This is a genomic window from Phenylobacterium composti DSM 19425, from assembly GCF_059568645.1.
Window position 1 is genome coordinate 168,262 of sequence record NZ_JCANTT010000013.1, and the last position, 21,222, is coordinate 189,483.

Annotated in this window: 16 protein-coding genes and 1 pseudogene; 7 read left to right on the plus strand and 10 right to left on the minus strand. The window is 71.3% G+C overall.

The features are described from left to right. Window positions 1-272: 272 nt before the first annotated feature. Both BO64_RS07130 and BO64_RS07135 read left to right on the plus strand, forming a co-directional pair. Window positions 273-461, plus strand: a pseudogene (locus tag BO64_RS07130) (cold-shock protein); the annotation flags it as partial. A gap of 156 nt (window positions 462-617) precedes the next feature. Next, window positions 618-836 (plus strand): cold-shock protein, encoded by a 219-nt coding sequence (locus tag BO64_RS07135; protein WP_496402888.1) that lies wholly within the window; start codon window positions 618-620, stop codon window positions 834-836. Between the two features lie 143 nt (window positions 837-979). Here BO64_RS07135 and BO64_RS07140 read toward each other — a convergent pair whose 3' ends face one another. Then, entirely contained in the window at window positions 980-1,465 is a 486-nt protein-coding gene (locus tag BO64_RS07140; RefSeq protein WP_496402593.1) for an NUDIX hydrolase, read from the minus strand. 104 nt (window positions 1,466-1,569) lie between these two features. Here BO64_RS07140 and BO64_RS07145 point away from each other — a divergent pair, with 104 nt between their 5' ends. The 3 genes from BO64_RS07145 to BO64_RS07155 all read left to right on the plus strand — a co-directional run bounded on the left by BO64_RS07145 (window position 1,570) and on the right by BO64_RS07155 (window position 5,749). Then, the gene (locus BO64_RS07145; protein WP_496402594.1) at window positions 1,570-1,848 is read left to right on the plus strand and encodes a hypothetical protein; all 279 of its coding nucleotides are present in this window, start codon (window positions 1,570-1,572) and stop codon (window positions 1,846-1,848) included. Window positions 1,849-1,962: 114 nt separating this feature from the next. Beyond that, window positions 1,963-3,543, plus strand: coding sequence for an EAL domain-containing protein (locus BO64_RS07150; protein ID WP_496402595.1), 1,581 nt, complete (start codon window positions 1,963-1,965; stop codon window positions 3,541-3,543). 193 nt (window positions 3,544-3,736) lie between these two features. Further along, on the plus strand, window positions 3,737-5,749 hold the full coding sequence (locus BO64_RS07155; RefSeq protein ID WP_496402596.1) for an elongation factor G: 2,013 nt from the start codon (window positions 3,737-3,739) through the stop codon (window positions 5,747-5,749). Between the two features lie 126 nt (window positions 5,750-5,875). On the opposite strand, the gene BO64_RS07160 is transcribed toward BO64_RS07155, so the two are convergent. The 4 genes from BO64_RS07160 to BO64_RS07175 form a co-directional block, all read right to left on the minus strand. Next, window positions 5,876-6,520 carry a glutathione S-transferase family protein gene (locus BO64_RS07160; protein ID WP_496402597.1) on the minus strand — a complete coding sequence of 215 codons (645 nt, stop codon included), beginning with the start codon at window positions 6,518-6,520 and terminating at the stop codon, window positions 5,876-5,878. A 335-nt stretch (window positions 6,521-6,855) separates the two neighbouring features. Further along, complete coding sequence (locus BO64_RS07165) at window positions 6,856-8,688, minus strand: DUF885 domain-containing protein (protein ID WP_496402598.1); 1,833 nt, start codon at window positions 8,686-8,688, stop codon at window positions 6,856-6,858. Window positions 8,689-8,759: 71 nt separating this feature from the next. After that, complete coding sequence (locus BO64_RS07170; RefSeq protein ID WP_496402599.1) at window positions 8,760-10,577, minus strand: DUF885 domain-containing protein; 1,818 nt, start codon at window positions 10,575-10,577, stop codon at window positions 8,760-8,762. An 84-nt stretch (window positions 10,578-10,661) separates the two neighbouring features. Next, entirely contained in the window at window positions 10,662-12,449 is a 1,788-nt protein-coding gene (locus BO64_RS07175; protein WP_496402889.1) for a DUF885 domain-containing protein, read from the minus strand. A gap of 200 nt (window positions 12,450-12,649) precedes the next feature. Here BO64_RS07175 and BO64_RS07180 point away from each other — a divergent pair, with 200 nt between their 5' ends. Next, window positions 12,650-13,951, plus strand: a complete 1,302-nt coding sequence (locus BO64_RS07180) for a M20/M25/M40 family metallo-hydrolase (RefSeq protein ID WP_496402600.1) — start codon at window positions 12,650-12,652, stop codon at window positions 13,949-13,951. Window positions 13,952-13,955: 4 nt separating this feature from the next. After that, entirely contained in the window at window positions 13,956-15,155 is a 1,200-nt protein-coding gene (locus tag BO64_RS07185) for a BaiN/RdsA family NAD(P)/FAD-dependent oxidoreductase (RefSeq protein ID WP_496402601.1), read from the plus strand. A gap of 10 nt (window positions 15,156-15,165) precedes the next feature. On the opposite strand, the gene BO64_RS07190 is transcribed toward BO64_RS07185, so the two are convergent. From BO64_RS07190 to fliR, 5 genes are all read right to left on the minus strand, one after another. Next, a complete protein-coding gene (locus tag BO64_RS07190) occupies window positions 15,166-16,026 on the minus strand; it encodes a TauD/TfdA dioxygenase family protein (RefSeq protein WP_496402602.1) in 861 nt (286 codons plus the stop codon). A gap of 89 nt (window positions 16,027-16,115) precedes the next feature. Beyond that, a complete protein-coding gene (locus tag BO64_RS07195; RefSeq protein ID WP_496402603.1) occupies window positions 16,116-17,165 on the minus strand; it encodes a tetratricopeptide repeat protein in 1,050 nt (349 codons plus the stop codon). Between the two features lie 66 nt (window positions 17,166-17,231). Beyond that, window positions 17,232-19,298 (minus strand): cell cycle histidine kinase CckA, encoded by a 2,067-nt coding sequence (gene cckA / locus BO64_RS07200; protein WP_496402604.1) that lies wholly within the window; start codon window positions 19,296-19,298, stop codon window positions 17,232-17,234. 81 nt (window positions 19,299-19,379) lie between these two features. Then, on the minus strand, window positions 19,380-20,465 hold the full coding sequence (gene flhB, locus BO64_RS07205; RefSeq protein WP_496402605.1) for a flagellar biosynthesis protein FlhB: 1,086 nt from the start codon (window positions 20,463-20,465) through the stop codon (window positions 19,380-19,382). Beyond that, a complete protein-coding gene (fliR, locus tag BO64_RS07210; RefSeq protein ID WP_496402606.1) occupies window positions 20,462-21,220 on the minus strand; it encodes a flagellar biosynthetic protein FliR in 759 nt (252 codons plus the stop codon). Before fliR ends, flhB begins: the two co-directional genes overlap by 4 nt. Window positions 21,221-21,222: the final 2 nt, after the last annotated feature.

Consider the following 21,222-nt stretch of genomic DNA (forward strand, 5'->3'; position numbering starts at 1 on the left):
GCCCTCCCGACGGGGACGCTAGGCCCATCGGCGGATTTCGTCATCCTGGCTGATCACGGAGGGGAACACGGAGCGCTGCTCTACGAGGGCGCACCCCGCCTCGGCGGGGGCGGGACGCGGACCCGTGGCTCCAGGCCGTTTGGAGACCCATGTCACGGGCGCTGGTCACGTCCTATTTCCACAGCTACAACATCCGAACGGCTCGTCGCGTGGATTGGCCGGGCGTCCCCCCGCGGGGCGGCGCGAGACTTCTATCGGTTAGGTTACGGCGAATGGCGAGCGGCACGGTCAAGTGGTTCAATACCGCTAAGGGCTTTGGTTTCATCCAACCGGACGACGGCGGACAGGACGTCTTCGTTCACATCTCGGCAGTGGCGCAGGCGGGGCTCGACGCCCTGAACGAAGGCGACCAGGTCGAATACGAACTCGAACAGGATCGGCGCTCGGGCAAGCTGGCCGCCACCGGCATCGTGGTCACGGCGCAGGGCGCGCCGGCCCCGCGCCGGTCGGCCGGTTTCGACCGTGACCGCGGCGGCTTCGGCGGCGGCGGCTATGGCGGCGGCGGGTTCGGCGGCGGCGGCCGCGGCTTCGGCGGCGAGCGTCCGCGCGGCGCCCTGATGGGCTCGGGCAACGGCGTCGTGAAGTGGTTCAACCCCACCAAGGGCTTCGGCTTCATCCGTCCCGACGGCGGCGGCCAGGACATCTTCGTGCACATTTCGGCGGTCGAGCAGGCCGGCCTGTCGGGCCTCAACGAAGGCCAGACGGTGGAGTTCGACCTCGAACAGGACCGCCGCTCGGGCAAGACCTCGGCGACCAACCTGAAGGTCACCGGCTAAGCGCCCCGCCCCATCCGGGGCGGACGAGCTGACGAAGGGGACTGGAGGCCGCGCTAGGCGGCCGCCAGTCCCCTTTTTGCTGCGCGCGACATCCGGCCAAGCTGGAACGGCCCGCCCTCCCCGGCGGCTCCCGCTCCGGCGCCCTAGGTCCAGGGAATCTGGAAGGGTTCGGCCGGCAGCCGGCCGGCGAGCACGTCCTCCAGGAGATGAGCGAGGCCCGGCGGGAAGACCCGGTCGGTGGTGGTGAGCAGTTCCTGGCGCCGCCACCAGCGGATGTCGTCGATCAGATCGCGCTCGTGGGGATGCCAGCCCTCGCGGTCCGGCTCGCCGCCCTCGCAGCGAGCGAGGAAGTACCATTCGGTAAGCAGGGTCGGCTCGGGCAGGTGCATGACGCCCTCCCGCCGCCACAGGACCGGACCCAGCTCCACATCGAGCAGGCCGGTCTCCTCGCGCACTTCGCGCACAGCGGCCTCGGCCGGGGTCTCGCCCGGCTCCACCCCGCCCCCGACGGTGAACCAGGCCCCAGCCCCCTGCGGCGCGGTGGGCAGGCGGCCCTTCATCAGCAGCACCCGGTCGCGCCGGTCGAGCAGGACGACCCGGGCGGTGGGCCGCACGGGCAGGTCGCTCATGCCCTGCCTCCCCGCCCGCCGGCCGAGCGGCGATATGGAAGCCTTAACAAGTGGGCGCGCAGCATCGGCGCGATCTAAGCGCAAGCCAGGGACTGACGCCAGAGATGCCCGAGGACATCCGCACCGCCGGTCGCGCGAGCCGTCGGGACCTGGTGTCCCGGGTCGCGACGCTGGAGCTGCTGGTGGCCGACCTGGTGGAGATTCTCTGGCGGGTCGATCCGAAGGCCATGGAGGCGCTGTCCCGGGATGCAGCCCAGGACCTGGCGATCCAGCACAACCGCGCGCCCCTGCCCGCTGGCGAGCACCAGCGCGAACGGCTCTATGCGGTGCTGAAGGACCGCGAGCGGCTGCTGACGGCCCGGCGCAGCAAGACGCCGGCCTGATCCCGGAGCGAGCGGGCCCGGGGCGGGCGCGTCAACCTTCCGTCAACCACGCGCCGCAACGACGGCTTAAGCTGTGAATACCTAGGGTTGAGTCATGTCGCCTAGGATTCCGCCTTGGAGCTGATCTCGCACCGCATGCTCGGCTTCGCCTTCGCGGGCGCGGACCTCCTGCTGGAGATCGGCGGGGACGGGCGGATCATCTTCGCCCTGGGCGCGGGCGAAGCCCTGGCCGGGGAGCCGGAGACGGCCCTGGCGGGGCGGCCCTGGCGCGAGGTGGTGGCCCCCTGCGATCACGCCATGGTCACCGCCCTGTTCATGGGGCTGGAGGCCGGGGCGCGGGCCGGGCCGATCCATGTGCGACTGGCGAACCGGTCGCCGGGCGCCGCGGACGGCAAGCCGACGCGACGGGCCAGCCTGTCGGCCTTCCGCCTGCCGCAGAACGGCGGGGCCATCTCCTGCGCCCTGGCCCGGGCCGGCGCCGGCGGCGCCGAGGGCCTGCTCAGCCGGGCCGAGTTCGAGGCCATGGCCGCGCGGCTGGCGGACGATCCCGAGCTGGAGCTGGCCCTGGTGGAGCTGGCCGGCCTCACCGAGGCCCTGAACGCGGCCGACGAGGACGCCCGGGCCGGGCTCACCGACCAGCTGACCGGGGTGCTGCGCGCCCTGGCCCACCGCGGGGAGGCCGCCGCCGACCTGGGCGAGGACCGCTTCGCCCTCGTGCGCGCCCGGGGCGAGGACGCCCGCGCCCTGCAGGCGCGGCTGCGCAAGCTGATCCCCCTGCCGGTGACGCCCGAGACCGGCGTGATGGCCATGGGCGAGATGAGCGAGCCGAGGCAGGCGATCCGCGCCCTGCGCTTCGCCCTGAACAGCTTCGTGGAGGCGGGACTGACCGATGGCCGCCCCGAGAGCCTGTCGGCGGTGCTGGACCAGGTGCTGGAGGGGGCCCTGGACGACGCCCGGGCGCTCGGGGCGACGATCCGCGACCGGGACTTCCGCCTCACCTACCAGCCGGTGGTGCGGCTGATGGACGGGCGGGTGAGCCACCACGAGGTGCTGGTGCGGTTCGGCGAGGAAGAGAGCCCCTATCCGACCATCCGGGCGGCGGAGGAGATGGACCTCATCGAACCCCTGGACCTTGCGATCCTGGAGAAGGCCCTGGACGTGCTGCAGGCCCAGCCGAAGACGGCCCTGGCGGTGAACATCTCGGGCCGCTCGATCGCATCGGACGCCTTCGTGGCCCGGGCCGAGGCGCTGATGAAGGCGCGGCCCGACACCCGGGACCGGCTGATCCTGGAGATCACCGAGAGCGCGGCCATCGACGACCTCGCCGCCGCCGACCGGCGGCTCCAGGCCCTGAGGGCGGCGGGCTGCGAGGTGTGCCTGGACGACTTTGGGGCGGGCGCGGCGTCCCTGGCCTATCTGCAGCAGCTGACCGTGGACATCCTGAAGATCGACGGCCGCTACATCCGCGACCTGCAGCACGGCGGGCGGGAAAGCGCCTTCCTCCGGCACCTGGTGAACCTGTGCCGGGAGCTAAACGTGAAGACCCTGGCCGAGATGGTGGAGACCGCCGACGCCGAACGCGCCGTGCGGCTGGCGGGCGTGGACTACGCCCAGGGCTGGTACTACGGCGCCGCCTCCGACCGGCCGGAGACGAAGGTGCGCCCGCCCCGCATGCGTCCGGCCTTGGCGCGGTAGGGCTCAGGCGTCATCCGGGAGGGCCTACGGTCGTCCGGAAGGAAGACCGTTCACGAATTCGGGAACGGCGTTCGGCGGGCGTGAGGCGTAGGGTTTTCCCATCGGGCGGCGTCGGCCGGCCCACTAGAGCGCCGTCGGCCGCCCTTCATCGCGCCCTGGAGACAGGACGCCAGCGATGCTGGGAGAAACGACCATGGCAATCCAGGAAAAGGGGTCCGTTCGGGCGCTCGCGCTCGTGGGCCCCACAAGCGCCGGCAAGACCGCCCTGATGGAGGCTCTGCTGCACGTCACCGGCGCCGCCGACCGGCGCGGCGAGGTGGGCGACACCAGCCCCGAGGCCAAGGCCTGGGGCCATTCGGTGGAGCTGAACCTGGCGGGTTTCGACTTCATGGGCGACCGTTATGTGGTGGTCGACTGCCCCGGGTCGCTTGAGTTCTGCGCCGAGCTGGACGCCGCCCTGCCGGCCGTGGACCTGGCGGTGGTGGTGGCCGAGCCCGACCCGGCCAAGGCGGTGCTGCTGCAGCCGACCCTGCGCGAGCTGGAGCGGCTGGGCGTGCCGCACGCCCTGTTCATCAACAAGATGGACCAGGCCCGGGGCAGCCTGCAGGAGCTGCTGGAGGCCCTCGCGCCCGTCTCGTCGGCGCCGCTGGTGGCCCGGCAGATCCCCACCTGGGACGGAGACAAGGTCTCGGGCTTCATCGACCTCGCCCTCGAGCGCTGCTTCGTCTATCGGCCCGGGCGGCCATCGGAGCAGGTGGACATCCCCGGCGACCTCGCCGACGCCGAGGCCCAGGCGCGCTTCCACATGCTGGAGCAGATCGCCGACTTCGACGACGCGCTGCTGGAACAGCTGCTCACGGACGTGACGCCCAGCCGGGACGCGGTGTTCGCCGACCTGGTGCGGGAGATGAACGAAGGGCTGATCGCCCCGGTGTTCTTCGGCTCGGCCCAGAACGGCTTTGGGGTGCGCCGGCTGCTGAAGGCCCTTCGCCACGAAACGCCGCCGCCCGCCCGGGCCGCCGCGCGGCTGGCGATCTCCCAGGGCGCCTATGTGCTCAAGACGGCCTACGCCGGCCAGTCGGGCAAGCTCGCCTACGCCCGGGTGTTCGGGGCCGCCCTGGCGGACGGCGCCGAGTTCGTCCTGGCCGACGGCCAGCGACGGCGCGCCGGGGGGCTGTTCTCGGTGCAGGGGGCTGCGCTGAAGAAGATCGCCCAGGCGCCGGTGGGCGACATCTGCGCCATCGGCAAGGTGGAGGAAGCCCTGGCCGGCCAGGTGCTGTCCACCAGCGGCGAGCCCCAGAGCGTGACGGCCGCGGCGCGGCCCAGGCGGCCCCTGTTCGCCGTGGCCCTGGTGGCCAGGAACCGCAATGACGACGTGCGCCTCTCCGGCGCCCTGTCGAAGCTGGTCGAGGAGGATCCCGGCCTGTTCCTGACCCACGACGCCGAGGCCCGGCAGGTGCTGCTGGCGGGCCAGGGCGAGGGCCATGTGCGCTTGGCCCTGGAGCGGCTGAAGCGGCGCTACGGGGTGGAGATCGACACCCGGGAGCCGAAGACGCCCTACCGCGAGACCCTGCGCCAGGCGGTGACCCAGCGGGCCCGGCACAAGAAGCAGTCGGGCGGCCACGGGCAGTTCGCCGACGTGACCATCGAGGCCAGGCCCCTGCCCCGCGGCTCGGGCTTCGTCTTCGTCTCGAAGATCGTCGGCGGGGCGGTGCCCAGGCAGTGGATTCCGGCGGTGGAGGACGGGGTGCGCGACGGGCTCGCCAGGGGCCTGTCGGGCTATCCGGTGACGGACGTGGAGGTGACCCTGCTGGACGGCCAGACCCACAGCGTCGACTCCTCGGAAATGGCCTTCCGCACCGCCGGGCGGCTGGCCATTGAGGAGGCGATGAAGGCGGCCGGGACCATCCTCCTGGAGCCGATCGAGAAGCTGGTGGTCTATTCGCCCTCGCCGGCGGCCTCGAACGTGACTTCGGCGCTGACTGCCCGGCGCGGCCAGATCCTGGGCCTGGGCCCGCGGGAGGACTGGCGCGGATGGGAGCGCATCGAGGCCTATCTGCCGCAGAGCGAGCGCCAGGACCTGATCGCCGAACTGCGCGGCCTGACCCAGGGGCTCGGGGCCTTCGAGGCCGACTTCGACCACATGAGCGAGCTGCACGGGCGGCTGGCCGAGGACGTGGGCCGGCTGGCGCGCGAAGGGGCGTGAGGCTGTGTGGCTTCCCTCTTGGGGGAGCCGCTCCGGAGGACTGAGGGGGTGATGCGGGCACTTCGGCGCGCCACCCCCTCCGGCGCTTAGCGCCACCTCCCCCGAGGGGGATCCGGGGCCGTGCGGCTATTCCGCCGGCTCAGGCGCGGGCTGCATCTGGGCGGCCAGAGCGTCGTCGATCTCGCTGGCGCGGCGGCTGGCGGGACGGGCGTCGCAGCGGGCGGTGTAGGCCTCGAACACGGCCCGCTTCTCCAGCGTACCGAACTCCATGCCCCACCACAGGTGCGAGGCGATGTAGAGGTCCGCCCCCGTGAAGCTGTCGCCGACCAGATATTCGCGGCCGGTCAGGGCGTCTTCCAGGGTGTCGAGCACGTCGCCCATGCTGCCGAAGCCGAGGGCGATGCGCTGCTCGTCGGTGGGCTCTACGCCCAGGCTGCGGACGCCCGCCGCCTGTTCGATGGGGCCGGCCCCGAAGAACAGCCAGCGATAATAGGCGCCGCGCAGCTTCGACCCCGGCGGCGGGGCGAGGTTCGCCTGCGGGAAGGCGTCGGCCAGGTAGGCGATGATGGCCGCGCATTCGGTGACCACCACATCGCCGTGGACGATGGCCGGGACCTTGCCCATGGGATTGATCGCCAGATAGTCAGCCTTGCGGGTCTCGCCCCAGTCGAGGGCGCGGGTGGTGTAGGGCTGCCCCACCTCCTCCAGCATCCAGCGGATGATCCGGCCCCGGGACATGGGGTGGGTGTAGAAGACGAGTTCGTCCGACATGTGCGGAGCTCCTGCTTTGATCGCCAGACCCGTACGCGATCCTACGCCCGGCTGCTGACAGGGTTTGTCAGCAGCGACCGACGTTCGCCATTCCGTCGGAGGTAGAGTTCGGCGAGCAGCAGATTGGGCGCCCAGGGCAGCCAGGCGACCGCCACATAGGTCTCAGTGAAGCCGAAGCCCCGGAGGGCCCCCGCCGGCAGGTAGAGGCGCAGGAGGCCATCGAGGAGGTGCGCTGGCGGCGCGGGGCGTGCGCGGCGCGGCTGACGGGCAGGCTCACCGTCCCCGTCAGCCGAAGCCAGGCGCCGGCCCTGAAGGCGGCGGGCTGGCGCTGCGCCTCAGGCCCGGGCCGCCGCCCAGTCGCGGATGCGCCGCTCCAGCACGGTCATCGGCATGTTGCCGTACAGCAGGGCCGCATCGTGGAAGTCGGCCACGTCGAACTTCGGACCCAGGGTCTTGCGGGCCTCCTCGCGCAGGCGAACCCAGACCGTGTGGCCGACCTTGTAGCTGTTCGCCTGGCCGGGGCTGATGAAGTAGCGCTCGACCTCGCGCTGGGAGCGAGCCGCGGTGTTGCCGACGGTGTCCACCATATACCGGGTGGCCTGAGCCAGGGTCCAGCGCTTGGCGTGAATGCCGGTGTCCACCACCAGGCGCGCGGCGCGGAACAGCATGGACTGGAGGTAGCCCGCCCGGCCCAGGGGATCATTGGCGTAGGCGCCCATCTCGTCGGCCACCTGCTCGGCGTAGAGGCCCCAGCCCTCGGAGAAGGCGGAGTTGCCGAAGCCCGTGCGCCGCAGGATCGGAATCTGCGGGTTCTCCTGGGCGATGGCGATCTGCATGTGATGGCCCGGCGCCGCCTCGTGATAGGTGAGCGTCGGCAGGTTGTAGCGGGGCCAGTCGGCGGTGGTCTTGAGGTTGATGTAGAAGGCTCCCGGCCGGGAGCCGTCGAGGGCCGGCGACTGGTAGTAGCCGTTGGACGCCCCGTCCTGGATGAACACCGGCACCCGGCGAACCTCCACCGGCGCCTTGGGCATGGTGCGGAAGGCCTTCGGCAGGTCCTTGTAGATGTCGGCGATCTGGCGGTTCAGGTCGGCGAGGATCTGGGCCCGGCCCTCCTCGGTGTCCGGGTACATCTGCTTCGGATCGGCGTTGAGCGCGGCGAGGCGCTGGCCGACGGTCCCTTGCGTCAGGCCCTGGGACTTCAGGATGGCGTCGAGCCGGGCGGTGATGTCGCGCACCTGCTCCAGGCCCATCTGGTGGACCTCTTCGGGTGTGTAGTTGGTGGTGGTCGAGTTCTTCACCGCATCGGCGTAGTAGGCCTCACCGTCCGGCAGGGCCCAGGCGCCCGTGTCGGGCTTGGCCTTGGCCTTCAGGGCCTCCATGGCGGCGATCTGCCGATCGAGGGCCGGGAACACCTCGGTCTCGACGATCCTGGTCGCCCGGCCGGCCCAGTCGCCGGGAAGGTTCGCGGCCTGCGCCTTCTTGGCGAGGGAGGTGACGAGGACGGTCTGGGCGGCCGGCTGGTCGCGCAGGGCGCGCATCTGGCCGAGGGCGAGCGGCACGGCGAAGGCCGGCAGGACCGCGCCGAGGGCCACGTCGTGGTTCATCCGCTCCAGATCCTGGTCCATCTGCACGGCGAAGGCGCGGATGCGCTCCAGATTGGCCTCGGCGTCGGCGGCGGTCGCCACCTTGTGCTGGCTGTCGAGGAAGTCGGGGATGTCCTGATAGGAGCCGGTGCGCTGGCTGATGACGAAGGGGCTGTAGTTGCGGCCCACGTCGCCGAACTTGTAGCGGTCGCCGGAATAGACCGCCCGCTCCTGCACATAGAGGACGGTGTCGAGGTCGATCTTCGAGCCCTGGGACAGGCGCTCGCGGTCGATGGCCTTGAGCGCCCTCATCCACTCGCGCGAGCGCTCCAGGCGGCGGGCCTTGGCGGCCAGGGAGTTGTCGTCGAGCCGGGCCTTCATGTCCGCCCGGCGGTCCTTGTCGAGGCCGAGGGCGGTGGCGAACTCGGGGCTGTCGTCCACCAGCGCCTCGAACATGGCGTCTAGCTGGGCGCGCAGGCGGGCGTCCTCGGAGCCCTGGGCGTGGCCGAGGGCCGGGGCGGCCCCGGCGAGGGCGGCGGCGGCCGTGGTGGCGAGGAAGCTGCGGCGGTCGAGGTGGGCGGTCATGCGGGTCTCCCCCATTTTCCCATGGCCCTTCAGCCCCGGACGCCGCACGGCGCCCGGGCCGATGGGGTGGATCAGGCCTTCGAGGCGGCGATGTAGCGGTCGACGACGCTTTCCAGGACCGTCAGCGGCATGGCGCCGGACAGCAGGGCCGCGTCGTGGAAGCGGCGGATGTCGAAGCGCGGGCCGAGAGCCGCCTTGGCCTTCTCCCGCAGGCGCAGCCAGGTGAGCTTGCCGACCATGTAGCTGCAGGCCTGGCCCGGCCAGACGCAGTAGCGCTCGATCTCGGTGGCGGCCGAGCTTTCGGGCGAGCCGTCGATGGCGGTCATGGCGGCGATGGCCTTCTCGCGGCTCCAGCGCAGGTCGTGGAGGCCGGTGTCGACCACCAGGCGCGCGGCGCGGAACAGCGAGGCCTGGATCTGGCCGAGCTCGCCCAGCGGGTCGTCCCGATAGACGCCCATCTCCAGGGCCACCTGTTCGGAATAGAGCGCCCAGCCCTCGGAGAAGGGCGAGAAGCCGGCGATGCGGCGCAGCATCGGCAGGTCGGCCTCCTGCTGCAGGGAGCGCTGCAGGTGATGGCCCGGGATCGCCTCGTGATAGGTCAGGGTCTTGAGCGTCCAGCGCGGGTTCTCGGCGGAATCGCGCAGGTTGATCCAGTAGATGCCCGGACGGGAGCCATCGAGGGCGGGCCGGTTGTAGTAGCCGCCGGGCGCGCCGGCCTCGATGAACTTGGGCACCCGGCGGATCTCCACCGACGCCTTCGGCAGGGCGCCGAACATCTCGGGCAGGCGGGGCTGCATGTCGCGGACCATCTGGTTGAGGTGGGCGATGAGCTGTTCCTTGGCCTCGTCGGTGTCGGGATAGAGCTGGGCCGGGTCCTTGAAGAGGTGCTGGATGCGCTCGCCCACCGAGCCCTGGGTCAGGCCCCGGCCGCGCAGGATCACCTCGGCGCGGGCCGACAGGGCCTTGGCCTGCTCCAGACCGAGTTCGTGGATTTCCCTGGGGGTGAGGGTGGTGGTGGTCGAGCTCTTCAGGGCGTCACGGTAGTAGGCCTCGCCGTCGGGCAGGCGCCAGCAGCCGGCGTCGTGGACGGCCTTGGGCTGCAGCGAGCGGAGCAGCTCGATCTGGCGGTCGAGGGCCGGGACCACCTTCTCGGCGTAGATCTTCGCCGCCTGGGCCGCATAGTCGCCGGGGATGCCCTTTTCGGCGGCGCGCGTGGCGACGGAAGTAACGAGGGGCGAGGCGGCCGGGTCGACCTTGAGATTGGCCATCTGGGTCAGGGCCCGCTCCAGCACGAAGTCGGGCGGGATGACGCCCAGGCCCACGTCCCGGCGGGCCCGCTCGGTCTCCTGGTCCATGACCTCGGCGAAGGCGGCCAGGCGCGAGAGATAGGCGTCGGCGTCGTCCTTGGTCTCGATGCTGTGCTGGGTCCCGAGGAAGTCCGGGGTGTCCTGATAGGAGCCGGTGAGCTGCGAGAGGACGTAGGGCTGCCCCGCGCCGCCGTTGCCATAGACGTAGCGGCGGTTGGCCTCGTCGTCGGCCTGGGCGGTGAACAGGACCGCCTCGTAGTGCGGAACCTCGGACGGGCTCAGCTTGGCCGGGTCGATGGCCTTGAGGAACTGGAGGTTGCGGGCGTTGCGGGCCCGCTGGGCCTCCAGGGCGCCGATGGACTCGGCGTCGAGCTGCGCCTTCTGGGCCATGCGCGCGCCCTTGTGCAGGCCGAGGCGAGTCACCGACTGGGGCGAGTGGTCGAGGGTCTCCTCGAACATGGCGTCGAACAGGGCGCGGAGCCTGGCGTCCTCGTCCGTGCGCGGCTGGGCGGCGGCGAGGCCGGGCGCCAGGGCGGCGAGCGCGGCGGAGCCGGCGAGGAAGTGGCGGCGGTGGATGGTCATGGGGTCACATGCTCCTCAGCGCGTCATCCCGGGCGCCGCAGGCGGTCGGCCTGAGCGGCGTGCGGCCGGGATGACGGCGCGTCTTCAGGCCTGGGTCTCGCGGGCGATGTAGAGGTCGACGACGTTCTCCAGGGCGGTCAGCGGCATGGAGCCGGAGAGCAGGATGGCGTCGTGGAACTTGCGCGGGTCGAACCGGGGGCCGAGGGCGGCCTTGGCCTTTTCGCGCAGGCGCAGGATGGTCACCTTGCCGACCATGTAGCTGCACGCCTGGCCCGGCCAGACCGAGTAGCGCTCGATCTCCTGGGCGGCGAGCGGCTCGGGGTCGCCCTCGATGGCGCGCATCTCGGCGATGGCCTTCTCCCGGCTCCAGCGCAGGTCGTGCAGGCCGGTGTCGCAGACGAGGCGCGCCGAGCGCAGCAGGGCGTCGTGGATGTAGCCCAGCTCGTTGAGCGGCTGGCCCTCGTAGACGCCCATCTCCTGGACCACCTGTTCGGAGTACAGCGCCCAGCCCTCGGCATAGGCGCCAAAGCCCATCACCCGGCGGATCATCGGCAGGTCGGCCTCGAGTTGCAGGGCGATCTGCATGTGATGGCCCGGCAATCCCTCGTGATAGGTGGTGGTGGGCAGGAACCAGTACGGGCTTTCGGCCGTGTCGCGCAGGTTCAGCCAGTAGACGCCGGGGCGCGAGCCATCGAGGCTGGGGCCCTCGTAGTGGGTGGAGGCGCCGCCCTCGGTGGCGGCCGGGATGCGGCGGATCTCCAGGGGCGCCTTGGGCAGAGTCCCGAACTGCTCCGGCAGGCGGGCGGTGATCTTCCGCACCTCCTCGTTGAGGTCGGCGATGATCCGGGCCTTGCCCTCGTCGGTGTTGGGATAGACGCCGGTCTTGGCCTCGTAGAGGGCGATGAAGCGCTCGCCCACGGTGCCTTTGGTGTAGCCCAGCTGCTTGAAGAGGACGTCGGCCCGGGCCCACAGCTCGGCCGTGACGTCGCGGCCCATCTTGTGAACCTCGGCCGGGCTGAGGGTCGAGGTGGTCTGGGCCCGCAGCATGTGGGCGTAGTAGGCGGCGCCATCGGGCAGGCGCCAGCAGCCGGCGTCGTGGACGGCCCGGGGCTTCAGGCTCTCCAGCAGGGCCATCTGCCGGTCGAGGGCCGGGACCACCTTGGACTCGTAGACCTTGGCGGCGGCCGCCTGCCAGTCGCCCGCGAGGCCGGCCTTGCGGGCCTTGTCCGCCAGGGCGGTGACGAGGGTGGAGCTGTCCGCGGGCTGGCGCAGCACCTTCATGCCGGCAAGAGCGCCCTCGATGGCGAAGTCGGGCGGGACGACGCCCAGGCCCACGTCGCGGCGCACGCGCTCGATCTCGGCGTCCATGTTGGCGGCGAAGACCTCAAGGCGGGCGAGATAGGCCTCGGCGTCCTCGCGGGTCTCGACCCCGTGCTGGCTGTCGAGGAAGTCCGGGACCTCCTGCCAGGAGCCGGTGATCTGGGCCAGGACATAGGGGCTGCCGTTGGAGGGATAGGCGAAGCGGCGATTACCCTCGTCGGTGGTCTCCAGCTCGAACAGCATGGTGTCGTAGTTGACCGCCGCCATGCCCGAGAGCCGGCGCCGGTCGATGGCCTTCAGCCGGCGCAGCTGGTCGGCGGTGCGGGCCTTGCGCGCCTCTTCGCCGGCCAGGGAGGCGTCATGGAGCCGGGCCTTGGCGGCCGCGCGCTCGCCCTTGTCGAGGCCCAGGGAGGTGACGAGCTCGGGGCTGTCGTCGAGGGCCTCCTTGAAGACCTGGTCGAGGAATTGAGCGAGCTGGGCCTCCGCGCCGCTGGCAGGCTGGGCCCAGGAGCCGGTGGCGGCGAGCGCGGCGAGGCCCCCCGCGGCGATCATGAGCTGGCGTCGGTTGTGCACGCGCCGGTCCCCCTTGTCGGTTGTGTGGACGAAGGCTTAGAGGCCGGGGCGCGGGCGCGGCAAGCAGGCGCGCACGATTGCGGTCATTAAATCCGAGTAATGCGCCCCATCCCCGCGGGCGGCCTAGGAAAAGGCGGTGGGATCGGCTGATATGCGCGCCGCTCGCAGGCAAGGATTCCATGACGATGTTACGCGTTTCAGGGCTGGCGCTGGCCGCTGTTCTTTCCCTCTCGCTGACCACGGGCGCCCTCGCCCAGGTGAGCCCCGCCCAGGCGGACCGCACGATCCAGCAGGTCCGGGCCTCTGCGGGCTTCAAGGCGGCGATGGCGCGGCTGGACGCCGAGCATGAGCGCATCGTCGCCGACACCATCACCCTGACCGAGATCGAGGCGCCGCCCTTCAAGGAGGAGAAGCGGGCCCGGGCCTATATGGAGATGCTGAAGGCCCACGGGCTGACCGACGTGGAGATGGACGCCGAAGGCAATGTCATGGGCCTGCGGCGCGGGACCGGGCCGGCCGGCGGGCCGGTGGTGGTGATCGCCGCCCACCTGGACACCGTCTTCCCCGAGGGCACCAATGTGAAGGTGCGGCGCGAAGGCACGAAGCTGTACGCCCCGGGCGTCGGCGACGACACCCACGCCCTGGCGGTGCTGCTGGGCTACATCCGCGCCCTGGACGCCGGGAAGGTGAAGACCAAGCGCGACATCCTGTTCGTGGGCAATGTGGGCGAGGAAGGCCCGGGCGACCTGCGCGGCGTGCGGCACATCTTCACCAAGGGCAAGTACAAGGACCGGATCGCCGCCTTCTTCTCCATGGACGGCACCAGCGCCGACCGCATCGTCTCGGGCGCGGTGGGCTCGAAGCGCTACCGGGTGACCTTCAACGGGCCGGGCGGGCACAGCTATGGCGCCTTCGGCATCGTCAATCCCATGGCCGCCATGGGCAATGCGGTGGTGGCCATGAACAAGCTGGAGACGCCCCGGAGCCCCAAAACCACCTACGCCACCAGCGTGGTGGGCGGCGGCACCAGCGTGAACTCGATCCCCGAGTCCATCTGGCTCGAGGTGGACATGCGCTCGGAAAGCCCCGAGGAGCTGGCCAAGATCGACGCCCGATTCAAGCAGATCGTCGAGGAGGCGGTGGCCGCCGAGAACGCGGCTCGCAACACCGGCCCCGGCAAGATCACCGCCGAGGTGAAGCAGATCGGCGACCGGCCCACCGGCAACACCCGGGAGGACGCCGAGATCGTGCAGCTGACCGCCGCGGCGGCGCGGGCGGCGGGCTACCAGCCGATCCTGGGGGCCAGCTCCACGGACTCGAACATGCCCATCAGCCTGGGCATTCCCGCGGTGACCATCGGCTCGGGCGGCACGAGCGGCCGGGCCCATGCGCCGGACGAATGGATCGACGTGGCCAAGCCCGAAAGCGTGCGCGGCATGGCCGTGGGCCTTGCGGCGCTGATCGCCATGGCCAACCGCTAGGGCCGTGGCGCCCCGCAGCGTCGCGATCATCGGGGCGGGGCCCGCCGGGCTGTTCGCCGCCGAGCGGCTGGCCGACGCCGGCCTGACGGTGACCGTGTACGAGCGGATGCCGTCGCCGGCGCGCAAGTTCCTGATGGCCGGGCGCGGCGGGCTGAATCTCACCCATTCCGAGCCCTTCGAGGCCTTCGTCGGTCGCTATGGCGCGGCGGGCGACTGGCTGCGGCCGCACCTGGAGCGGTTCCCGCCCGCAGCCCTGACGGCCTGGGCCGAGGGGCTGGGCCAGCCGACCTTCGTGGGCTCGTCGGGCCGGGTGTTCCCCAAGTCGCTCAAGGCCTCGCCGCTGCTGCGGGCCTGGCTTGCGCGGCTGGCGGAGCTGAAGGTCGGGCTGCGCCTGCGACACGCGTGGCGGGGCTGGAGCCCGGACGGCGAGCTCGTCTTCCGCACGCCCGAGGGCGAGACGAGGCTTCGGGCCGACGCCGTGGTGCTGGCCCTGGGCGGCGCCTCCTGGCCGAAGCTCGGGACCGACGGGGCCTGGGCCGCCCACTTGCCGGACGCGGTCGTCCCGTTCCGCCCCGCCAACATGGGCGTGGACGTGGCCTGGAGCCCGGTGATTCAGGGCTTCGCCGGAACGCCCCTGAAGGGCATCGCCCTCACCCACGACGGCCGCACAGTCCGCGGCGAGGCGGTGGTGAGTCGCTATGGCCTGGAAGGCGGGGCGATCTATGCGATCTCGGCGGCCCTGCGCGAGGCGATCGCCGCCGAGGGCGGAACGGTGCTGAAGGTGGACTTGCGGCCGGACATGGACGCGGCCGACCTCGCCCGCCGGCTGGCGAAACCCCGGGGCGGCCAGAGCCTTTCCAACCACCTGCGCCGGACCCTGAAGCTGTCGCCGGTGGAGACCAACCTGCTGCGCGAGGCGCACGGCAAGGACCTGCCCGCGGACCCGGCCGCCCTGGCCCGGGCCATCAAGGCCGCGCCCCTGCGCCTGACCGGCGTGCAGGACCTCGGGCGGGCCATCTCCTCGGCCGGCGGCGTGCGGCTGGAGGCGGTGGACCGCGACCTGATGCTGAAGGACCGGCCGGGCGTGTTCGTGGCCGGGGAGATGCTGGACTGGGAGGCGCCCACCGGGGGCTACCTCCTGCAGGCCAGTTTCGCCACGGGCCTCGCGGCGGCGGAGGGCGTGCTGCGCCGCCTCGGCGACTGATCTGCTCCGGCTACTCCGCGGCCACCGCCTGGGCGGCGGGCCAGGGATCGACGGTGACCCGGCGCATGTGCCGGCGCTGGCCCGGATAGTCGTTGAGCGCGAAGTGCCAGACCGAGCGGTTGTCCCAGAAGGCCACCGCCCCCTTGGTCCACTGGAAGCGGCAGGTGAAGCCCTCGTAGCGGGAGTGCTCGAAGAGGTAGTCCAGGAGAGCCTTGGACTCGCGGGCCTTCCAGCCCTCGATGCGCAGGGTGAAGGCCGGATTGACGTAGAGCGCCTTGCGGCCCGTCTCCGGGTGGACCAGCACCATGGGGTGGACATACTCGCCCACATAGCCGTCGGCCTCGGCCACCTTCATGGAGGTGCGCTTCTGCGCCGAGTGGCCCTGGGAGGAATATTCGCGGCTGGCCGAATGGACGGCGTTCAGGCCCTCCAGGGTCTTCTGCAGACCGGGCGACAGGGCCTCAAAGGCGGCGGCCTGGCTGGCGAACAGGGTATCGCCGCCGAACTCGGGGATCTCCACCGCATAGAGGATCGAGCCGATGGAGGGACGCTCCAGGAAGCTCATGTCCGAATGCCAGCCGCCGCCGAAGTTCACCTTGTCGGAGGGCTCCTTGATGATCTCCATCACCTCGGGCTGGCCATCCATCCCCGCCACGAACGGGTGGACGTTGAGCGGGCCGAAGCGGCGGCCGAAGGCCACCTGCTGGGCCGGGGTGAGGTCCTGGTCGCGGAAGAAGATCACCTGGTGCTCGACCAGGGCCTGGCGGATCTGGGCGATGGTCTCGTCGGGCAGATGCTGGAAGAGGTCGACGCCGGAGATCTCGGCGCCGAGGGCGCCGGCGACGCGGCGAATCTTGAGGGCTTGGCTCATGGGCGGCTCCTTGCTCGCCTCACGCTACCCCGACCAGCAGTCCGCGCCAGGGCCCAAGAGCTGAACCCGCTTTCAGCCGGGCTGAAGGCTTACCTTGCGTCGAGGGCCGCCCGGACCTCGGCGATCACGCCGGCCCAGTCGCTGTCGCGAGGCTGACGGAAGACGCGGACCGAGGGATACCAGGGGCTCTCGGTCCCCTGCCGCATCCAGCGCCAGTCGGCCGGCCTGGCCGTCAGCAACCACACCGGCTTGCCCATGGCGCCGGCGAGGTGGGCGACGGCGGTGTCGACGGTGATGACCAGCTCAAGGTCCTCGATGATCCGGCGCGTGTCCTCGAAGTCGCGGACGCCGGTGTCCTCGGGCTGGAGGCTGCGCACGCCCGGCCAGGCGAGCACCTCGCGCTGCAGGGGCTCAGGCAGCGAGCGCCAGCGGTCGCGGACGTGGTTGGGATTGCCGCGCACGCCGACGCCGATCCCCTGGCCGCCCGACCGCGACGGCAGATAGGGCTCGGCCGGCACGTCCTTCGGCTCCTTGACGCCCATGCGCCACGGGAGCGCCGAGAAGATCGTCCAGGCGTCGTGGCGTTCGATCTGAACGTCGCCCTCGGCGGGCAGCACCCGCGCGCCGAGGCCGGAAAACAACCGCACGAGGGCCGGGGCGCAGTAGACGGTCACCGCCACCCCTTGCCGGACCAGGATCGCCACGAAACGCGCGAACTGGATTTGGTCGCCCATCCCCTGATCGGGCAGCACCAGAAGCGAGCGCACCGGCTCGCCCTGCCACTCGGGGAAGCTCAGGCTCGGCCGCCAGCGCTCGCGCGTCTCCTGATGATGATAGAGCGGCCAGCCCTCGGCGTAGGCGCCGCGGGAGAGGAGAGACAGTCCCAGGAACAGCGCCGTGAGCCGGTCCTCGGGCCAGCGCTCCCGAGCCTCGCGCAGCAGCTGCTCGGCCTCGACGTAGCGCCCCTGCCGCTCGAGCACGACGAAGAGGTTGCGGTACACGTCCGGCGCGGGTCCGTCCCGCATCAGAATCCGGTAGAGGCGCTCGGCCTCCTCCAGCCGCCCCTCATCCGACGCCCGGCGCGCCAGTTCGAACAGCTTCACCAGGCTGATGCGGAGCTCGGTCGGGACGGCGGACATTCGGGACGGCACCTGGGGTCGAAGAAGGCAGCGATCTTTGGCGGCGCCCGGGGCGGGGCGCAAGCGTCAAGCCGCCTTCTGGAGCTCCTGCTTCACCCGTTCGGCGAGGGTCTTGATGTCGATGGGCTTGGGCAGGAACGAGACGTTGCGCTCACCCTCCAGCAGGTCGGAGAACTCGCTCTCGGCGTAGCCCGAGATGAACATCACCGGGGCCGCGCCCAGGTAGGGCCGGGCCTGCTTGAGAAGTTCGGGCCCCTGCATCCCCGGCATGACCACGTCGGAGATCATCAGGTCGATCTCGCCGGCGTGGCCCTCGGCCAGCTCCAGGGCCTCCTCGCCGCTGGAGGCCTCGATGACCTCGTAGCCGCGGGCCCGCAGCAGCTTGGCGGCGACGCCGCGCACGGCGTCCTCATCCTCGACGAAGAGAATGCGGCCGGCGCCGGACAGATCGCGGGCGGCGGGACGCTTGGGCTTGGCCACCGCCTCGGGCGCCGGCGCCACCTCCACCGCCGGGGCGTGGACCGGCAGGAAGATGCGGAAAGCCGCCCCCTCGCCCGGCCGACTCTCCACCGAGATCCAGCCGTCGGACTGCTTGACGATGCCGTAGACGGTGGCGAGGCCGAGCCCCGTCCCCTCGCCCACCGGCTTGGTGGTGAAGAAGGGATCGAAGATCTTGTCCAAGGCCTCGGGCGGGATGCCGGGGCCGTCGTCCGAGACCTGGATCAGGGCCTGGTCGCCCTGGGCGCTGGGATAGCCCAGGTGGCGCGCCTCCTCCTGGGTGACGCGGCCGGTGCGGATCTTGATGCGGCTGCCGCCGTGGGAGCGGATGGCGTCCCGGGCGTTGACCACCAGGTTCATGATGGCCGTGTCGAGCTGGCCGCGGTCGGCCCGGACATGCGGCAGGTTCCGGCCATAGTCGGTGACCAGCTTGATGTCCTCGGGCAGCAGGCGGCGCAGGAGCACCTCGGACTCGGAGATCATCTCGCCGATGTCGAGGATCTCGCGCTGGACCGTCTGCTTGCGCGAGAAGGCCAGGAGCTTGCGCACGAGATCGGCGGCCCGCATCGAGGTCTGCTTGATCTCGTTCAGCCCCTCGTAGGAGGGGTCGCCGACGGGGTGCCGGGTGGCCAGCACGTCGAGCTGCATCAGGATGGCGGTGAGCAGGTTGTTGAAGTCGTGGGCCACGCCCCCGGCCAGCTGGCCGATGGCCTGCATCTTCTGGCTCTGGGAGAGCTGCTGCTCGATCTGCTTCTGCTCGGAGACGTCCACCAGATAGGCCACCCAGCGGCCTTCCGACCTGGACAGGTAGAGCTGAGCCACCCGGCTGGGATCATGGGCCAGCTTGACCTCGAGCGGAGCCTTGCCCTCGCCCAGGCGCTGGGCCGCATCGGCCCGGCTCGTGGCCTCGATCAGCTCGCCGAACACCTGGCCCGCCTCGCCGCCGCCGGCCACGGCCTTGAGGGCGGGGTTGGCCTCGATGATCACCGCCAGGAACGGGTCCTCGCCCTCCAGCAGGGCGGCGCCGAACGGCGAGGCGGCGGCGAAGGCGTCCAGAACCTTGGGCGGCGGGGCCTTGGCGCGGGCCACGGCGTTCAACACCTCCATGGCCGCGGACGGCAGGGCCAGCACCCCGCTGGAGCCGGTCAGCCGCACCAGATAGCGGCGCGGGCCGACGGGCGAGACCAGCGCCTTGCGCTCCTCGCCGCCCACCTTGAGCACGGCCCGGCCCATCTCGCCCCGGCGGGCGGCCGCCAGGGCGCCGAACAGGCTGGAGGCGGCCGCGCCGCTCTTGGGCAGGCGCATGCCCGGTCCCATGGCCTCGCGCCAGGCGGCGTTGGCGGCGGTCAGCTTGCCGTCCGGAGCGGCGATGGCCGCGGGCTCGTCCAGGGCCTGGAGAAAGGTCTCCGCGCCAAGGTCGCTCTCGGCGGGGGGCTCCCCGCCGGTGCGCAGGACGAACAGGCCCAGGCACGAGACGCCGGCCAGGCCGATCAGCAGCATCATGCTGGCGAGGGTGGCGGGCCCGGCGTCGAGCGCGGGCGCTGCGGCGAAGGCCACGGCAAGCAGGAAGAAGGCCACCGCGGCCCCCGTCAGGGGATCGAAGCGGCCCTTCGGTTGGGACGTCGGCTCGGCCATGGCTCCCTGCGACGATTCGGGGGACGATTCGGTCGCTTGCATTGTGTCACAGGCCCCCTGCGGCCGCACCGCGACGCCGCATCACAGCGGGCGCGCCGGCGCCAGGCGACGGTTCTGGGCGGCGTTGAGAATGAAGCCGATGATCTTGGCCACGGCCTCGTAGTGGGCGGGCGGGATCATGTCATCCACCTCCACCGCAGCGTAGAGGGCGCGGGCCAGGGGCGGATCCTCGATCACCGGCACCCCGGCCTCCTCGGCGATGGCGCGGATCTTCAGGGCGAGGCTGTCGAGACCCTTGGCCACGCACAGGGGGGCGGCGGTCTCCTCGGCGTCGTACTTGAGGGCCACGGCGTAGTGGGTGGGGTTCATGATCACCACCGTGGCGTCGGGCACCGCCTGCATCATCCGCTGCTTGGCGCGGGTGAACTGGATTTGCTTCTGGCGGGCCTTGATGTGCGGGTCGCCCTCGGTCTGCTTGTAGTCGTCCTTCACCTCGGTGCGGCTCATGCGCATCCGCTTCATGAAGCGCTGGCGCTGCCACAGCCAGTCGGCGCCGGCGATGACCAGGGCCAGGGCGGCCACGGAGAAGACCAGCCGCTTCAGGATCTCCACGGCGAAGGGCAGCAGGGCCATCGGATCGACGGCGGGCAGGTTGGCGAGCTTGGGAAGATAGGGCTGGAGGATCACCCAGCCGAGAACGCCGGTGAGCGCCACCTTCACCAGCGACTTGACGAACTGCATCAGGCCGTCGGGGCCGAACACCCGCTTCAGCCCGGCCAGGGGCGAGAGTTTCTTGAGGTCCGGCTTCAGCTTCTCGGCGGTGAACATGAAGCCGGTCTGGGAGAGGTTGCCGGCTAGGCCGGAGAGCATGGCGACCCCGAACACCACCGCCAGCACAGGGGCGGCGGCGAAAACCGCGGCGCGCAGCACGCCCACGCCGCCGTGGCCGTCCACGGCGATGTCGTGGGGATGGGCGAGGTAGGGGATCAGCGCCTCGGTGAGGCCCCGGGCGAGCCATTCGCCACCGAACAGCACCGCCGCCGAGACCCCGGTGAGGATGGCGAACGGCGACAGGTCGGGCGTCTTGGGAACATCGCCCTTCTCCCGCGCCTGACTGAGTTTTCGCGGTGTCGGGTCTTCTGTCTTGGAGGCGGCGTCTTCACTCATCCGAGGAAGGCCCCCACAAGCTCACGGTAGCGGCCCACCCAGACGAGGCCGATGGTCCCCAGGCTGAGGGCGAAAATCGTCAGGCCCAGCAGCACGATCAGCGGGGTGGCGACGAAGAACACTTGGAACTGCGGCATCACCCGGCCGACCAGGCCGACAGCCACGTTGAACACCAGGGAGAAGACAAGCACCGGGGCGGCCAGCTGCAGGCCCAGGGCGAAGGCCCGGCCAAGGGTCTGGATGGCCAGCTGGCCCGCATCGCCCACAGGCGCCTCCCGGCCGAAGGGAAACAGGCTGTAGGAGCGCACCATGGCCGCCAGGAACATGTGGTGCAGGTCGGTGGCCATGATCAGGACGACGCCCATCAGGCCGAGGAATGTGGCCAGGGTCGGGGTCGGCTGGGCCTGCATGGGATTGGCCGTCTGGGCGAAGGAGAGCGTGGTCCCCAGGGACACCAGCTCGCCCGCCGTGGACAGCGACAGCATGAACATCCGCAGGATGGCGCCGATCATCAGGCCGATGAACACCTCGCGCAGCACCTCGCCGACCATGGCGCCGGTGGTGACGGGAAGCGCCGGGGCGGCCGGGCCCAGCACCGGGAACATCATCAGCGCCAGGGCCAGGCCGAAGGACAGGCGCACCCGGGCGGGGATGTAGGTCTCGCCGAGGCCCGGGATCAGCAGGATGATGGCCCCGAGCCGCGCGAAGACGAGGCCGGCGGCGAAGACCTGCTGGGCTGTGGCGTAGGATTCCATAG

What these genes read in the sequence shown, in the direction of transcription:
- BO64_RS07135 (WP_496402888.1), top strand. Translation starts at nt 618, where the DNA reads ATGGGCTCGGGCAACGGCGTCGTGAAGTGGTTCAACCCCACCAAGGGC.
- BO64_RS07140 (WP_496402593.1), bottom strand. Translation starts at nt 1,465, where the DNA reads ATGAGCGACCTGCCCGTGCGGCCCACCGCCCGGGTCGTCCTGCTCGAC.
- BO64_RS07145 (WP_496402594.1), top strand. Translation starts at nt 1,570, where the DNA reads ATGCCCGAGGACATCCGCACCGCCGGTCGCGCGAGCCGTCGGGACCTG.
- BO64_RS07155 (WP_496402596.1), top strand. Translation starts at nt 3,737, where the DNA reads ATGGCAATCCAGGAAAAGGGGTCCGTTCGGGCGCTCGCGCTCGTGGGC.
- BO64_RS07160 (WP_496402597.1), bottom strand. Translation starts at nt 6,520, where the DNA reads ATGTCGGACGAACTCGTCTTCTACACCCACCCCATGTCCCGGGGCCGG.
- BO64_RS07165 (WP_496402598.1), bottom strand. Translation starts at nt 8,688, where the DNA reads ATGACCGCCCACCTCGACCGCCGCAGCTTCCTCGCCACCACGGCCGCC.
- BO64_RS07170 (WP_496402599.1), bottom strand. Translation starts at nt 10,577, where the DNA reads ATGACCATCCACCGCCGCCACTTCCTCGCCGGCTCCGCCGCGCTCGCC.
- BO64_RS07175 (WP_496402889.1), bottom strand. Translation starts at nt 12,449, where the DNA reads ATGATCGCCGCGGGGGGCCTCGCCGCGCTCGCCGCCACCGGCTCCTGG.
- BO64_RS07180 (WP_496402600.1), top strand. Translation starts at nt 12,650, where the DNA reads ATGACGATGTTACGCGTTTCAGGGCTGGCGCTGGCCGCTGTTCTTTCC.
- BO64_RS07190 (WP_496402602.1), bottom strand. Translation starts at nt 16,026, where the DNA reads ATGAGCCAAGCCCTCAAGATTCGCCGCGTCGCCGGCGCCCTCGGCGCC.
- BO64_RS07195 (WP_496402603.1), bottom strand. Translation starts at nt 17,165, where the DNA reads ATGTCCGCCGTCCCGACCGAGCTCCGCATCAGCCTGGTGAAGCTGTTC.
- cckA (WP_496402604.1), bottom strand. Translation starts at nt 19,298, where the DNA reads ATGGCCGAGCCGACGTCCCAACCGAAGGGCCGCTTCGATCCCCTGACG.
- flhB (WP_496402605.1), bottom strand. Translation starts at nt 20,465, where the DNA reads ATGAGTGAAGACGCCGCCTCCAAGACAGAAGACCCGACACCGCGAAAA.
- fliR (WP_496402606.1), bottom strand. Translation starts at nt 21,220, where the DNA reads ATGGAATCCTACGCCACAGCCCAGCAGGTCTTCGCCGCCGGCCTCGTC.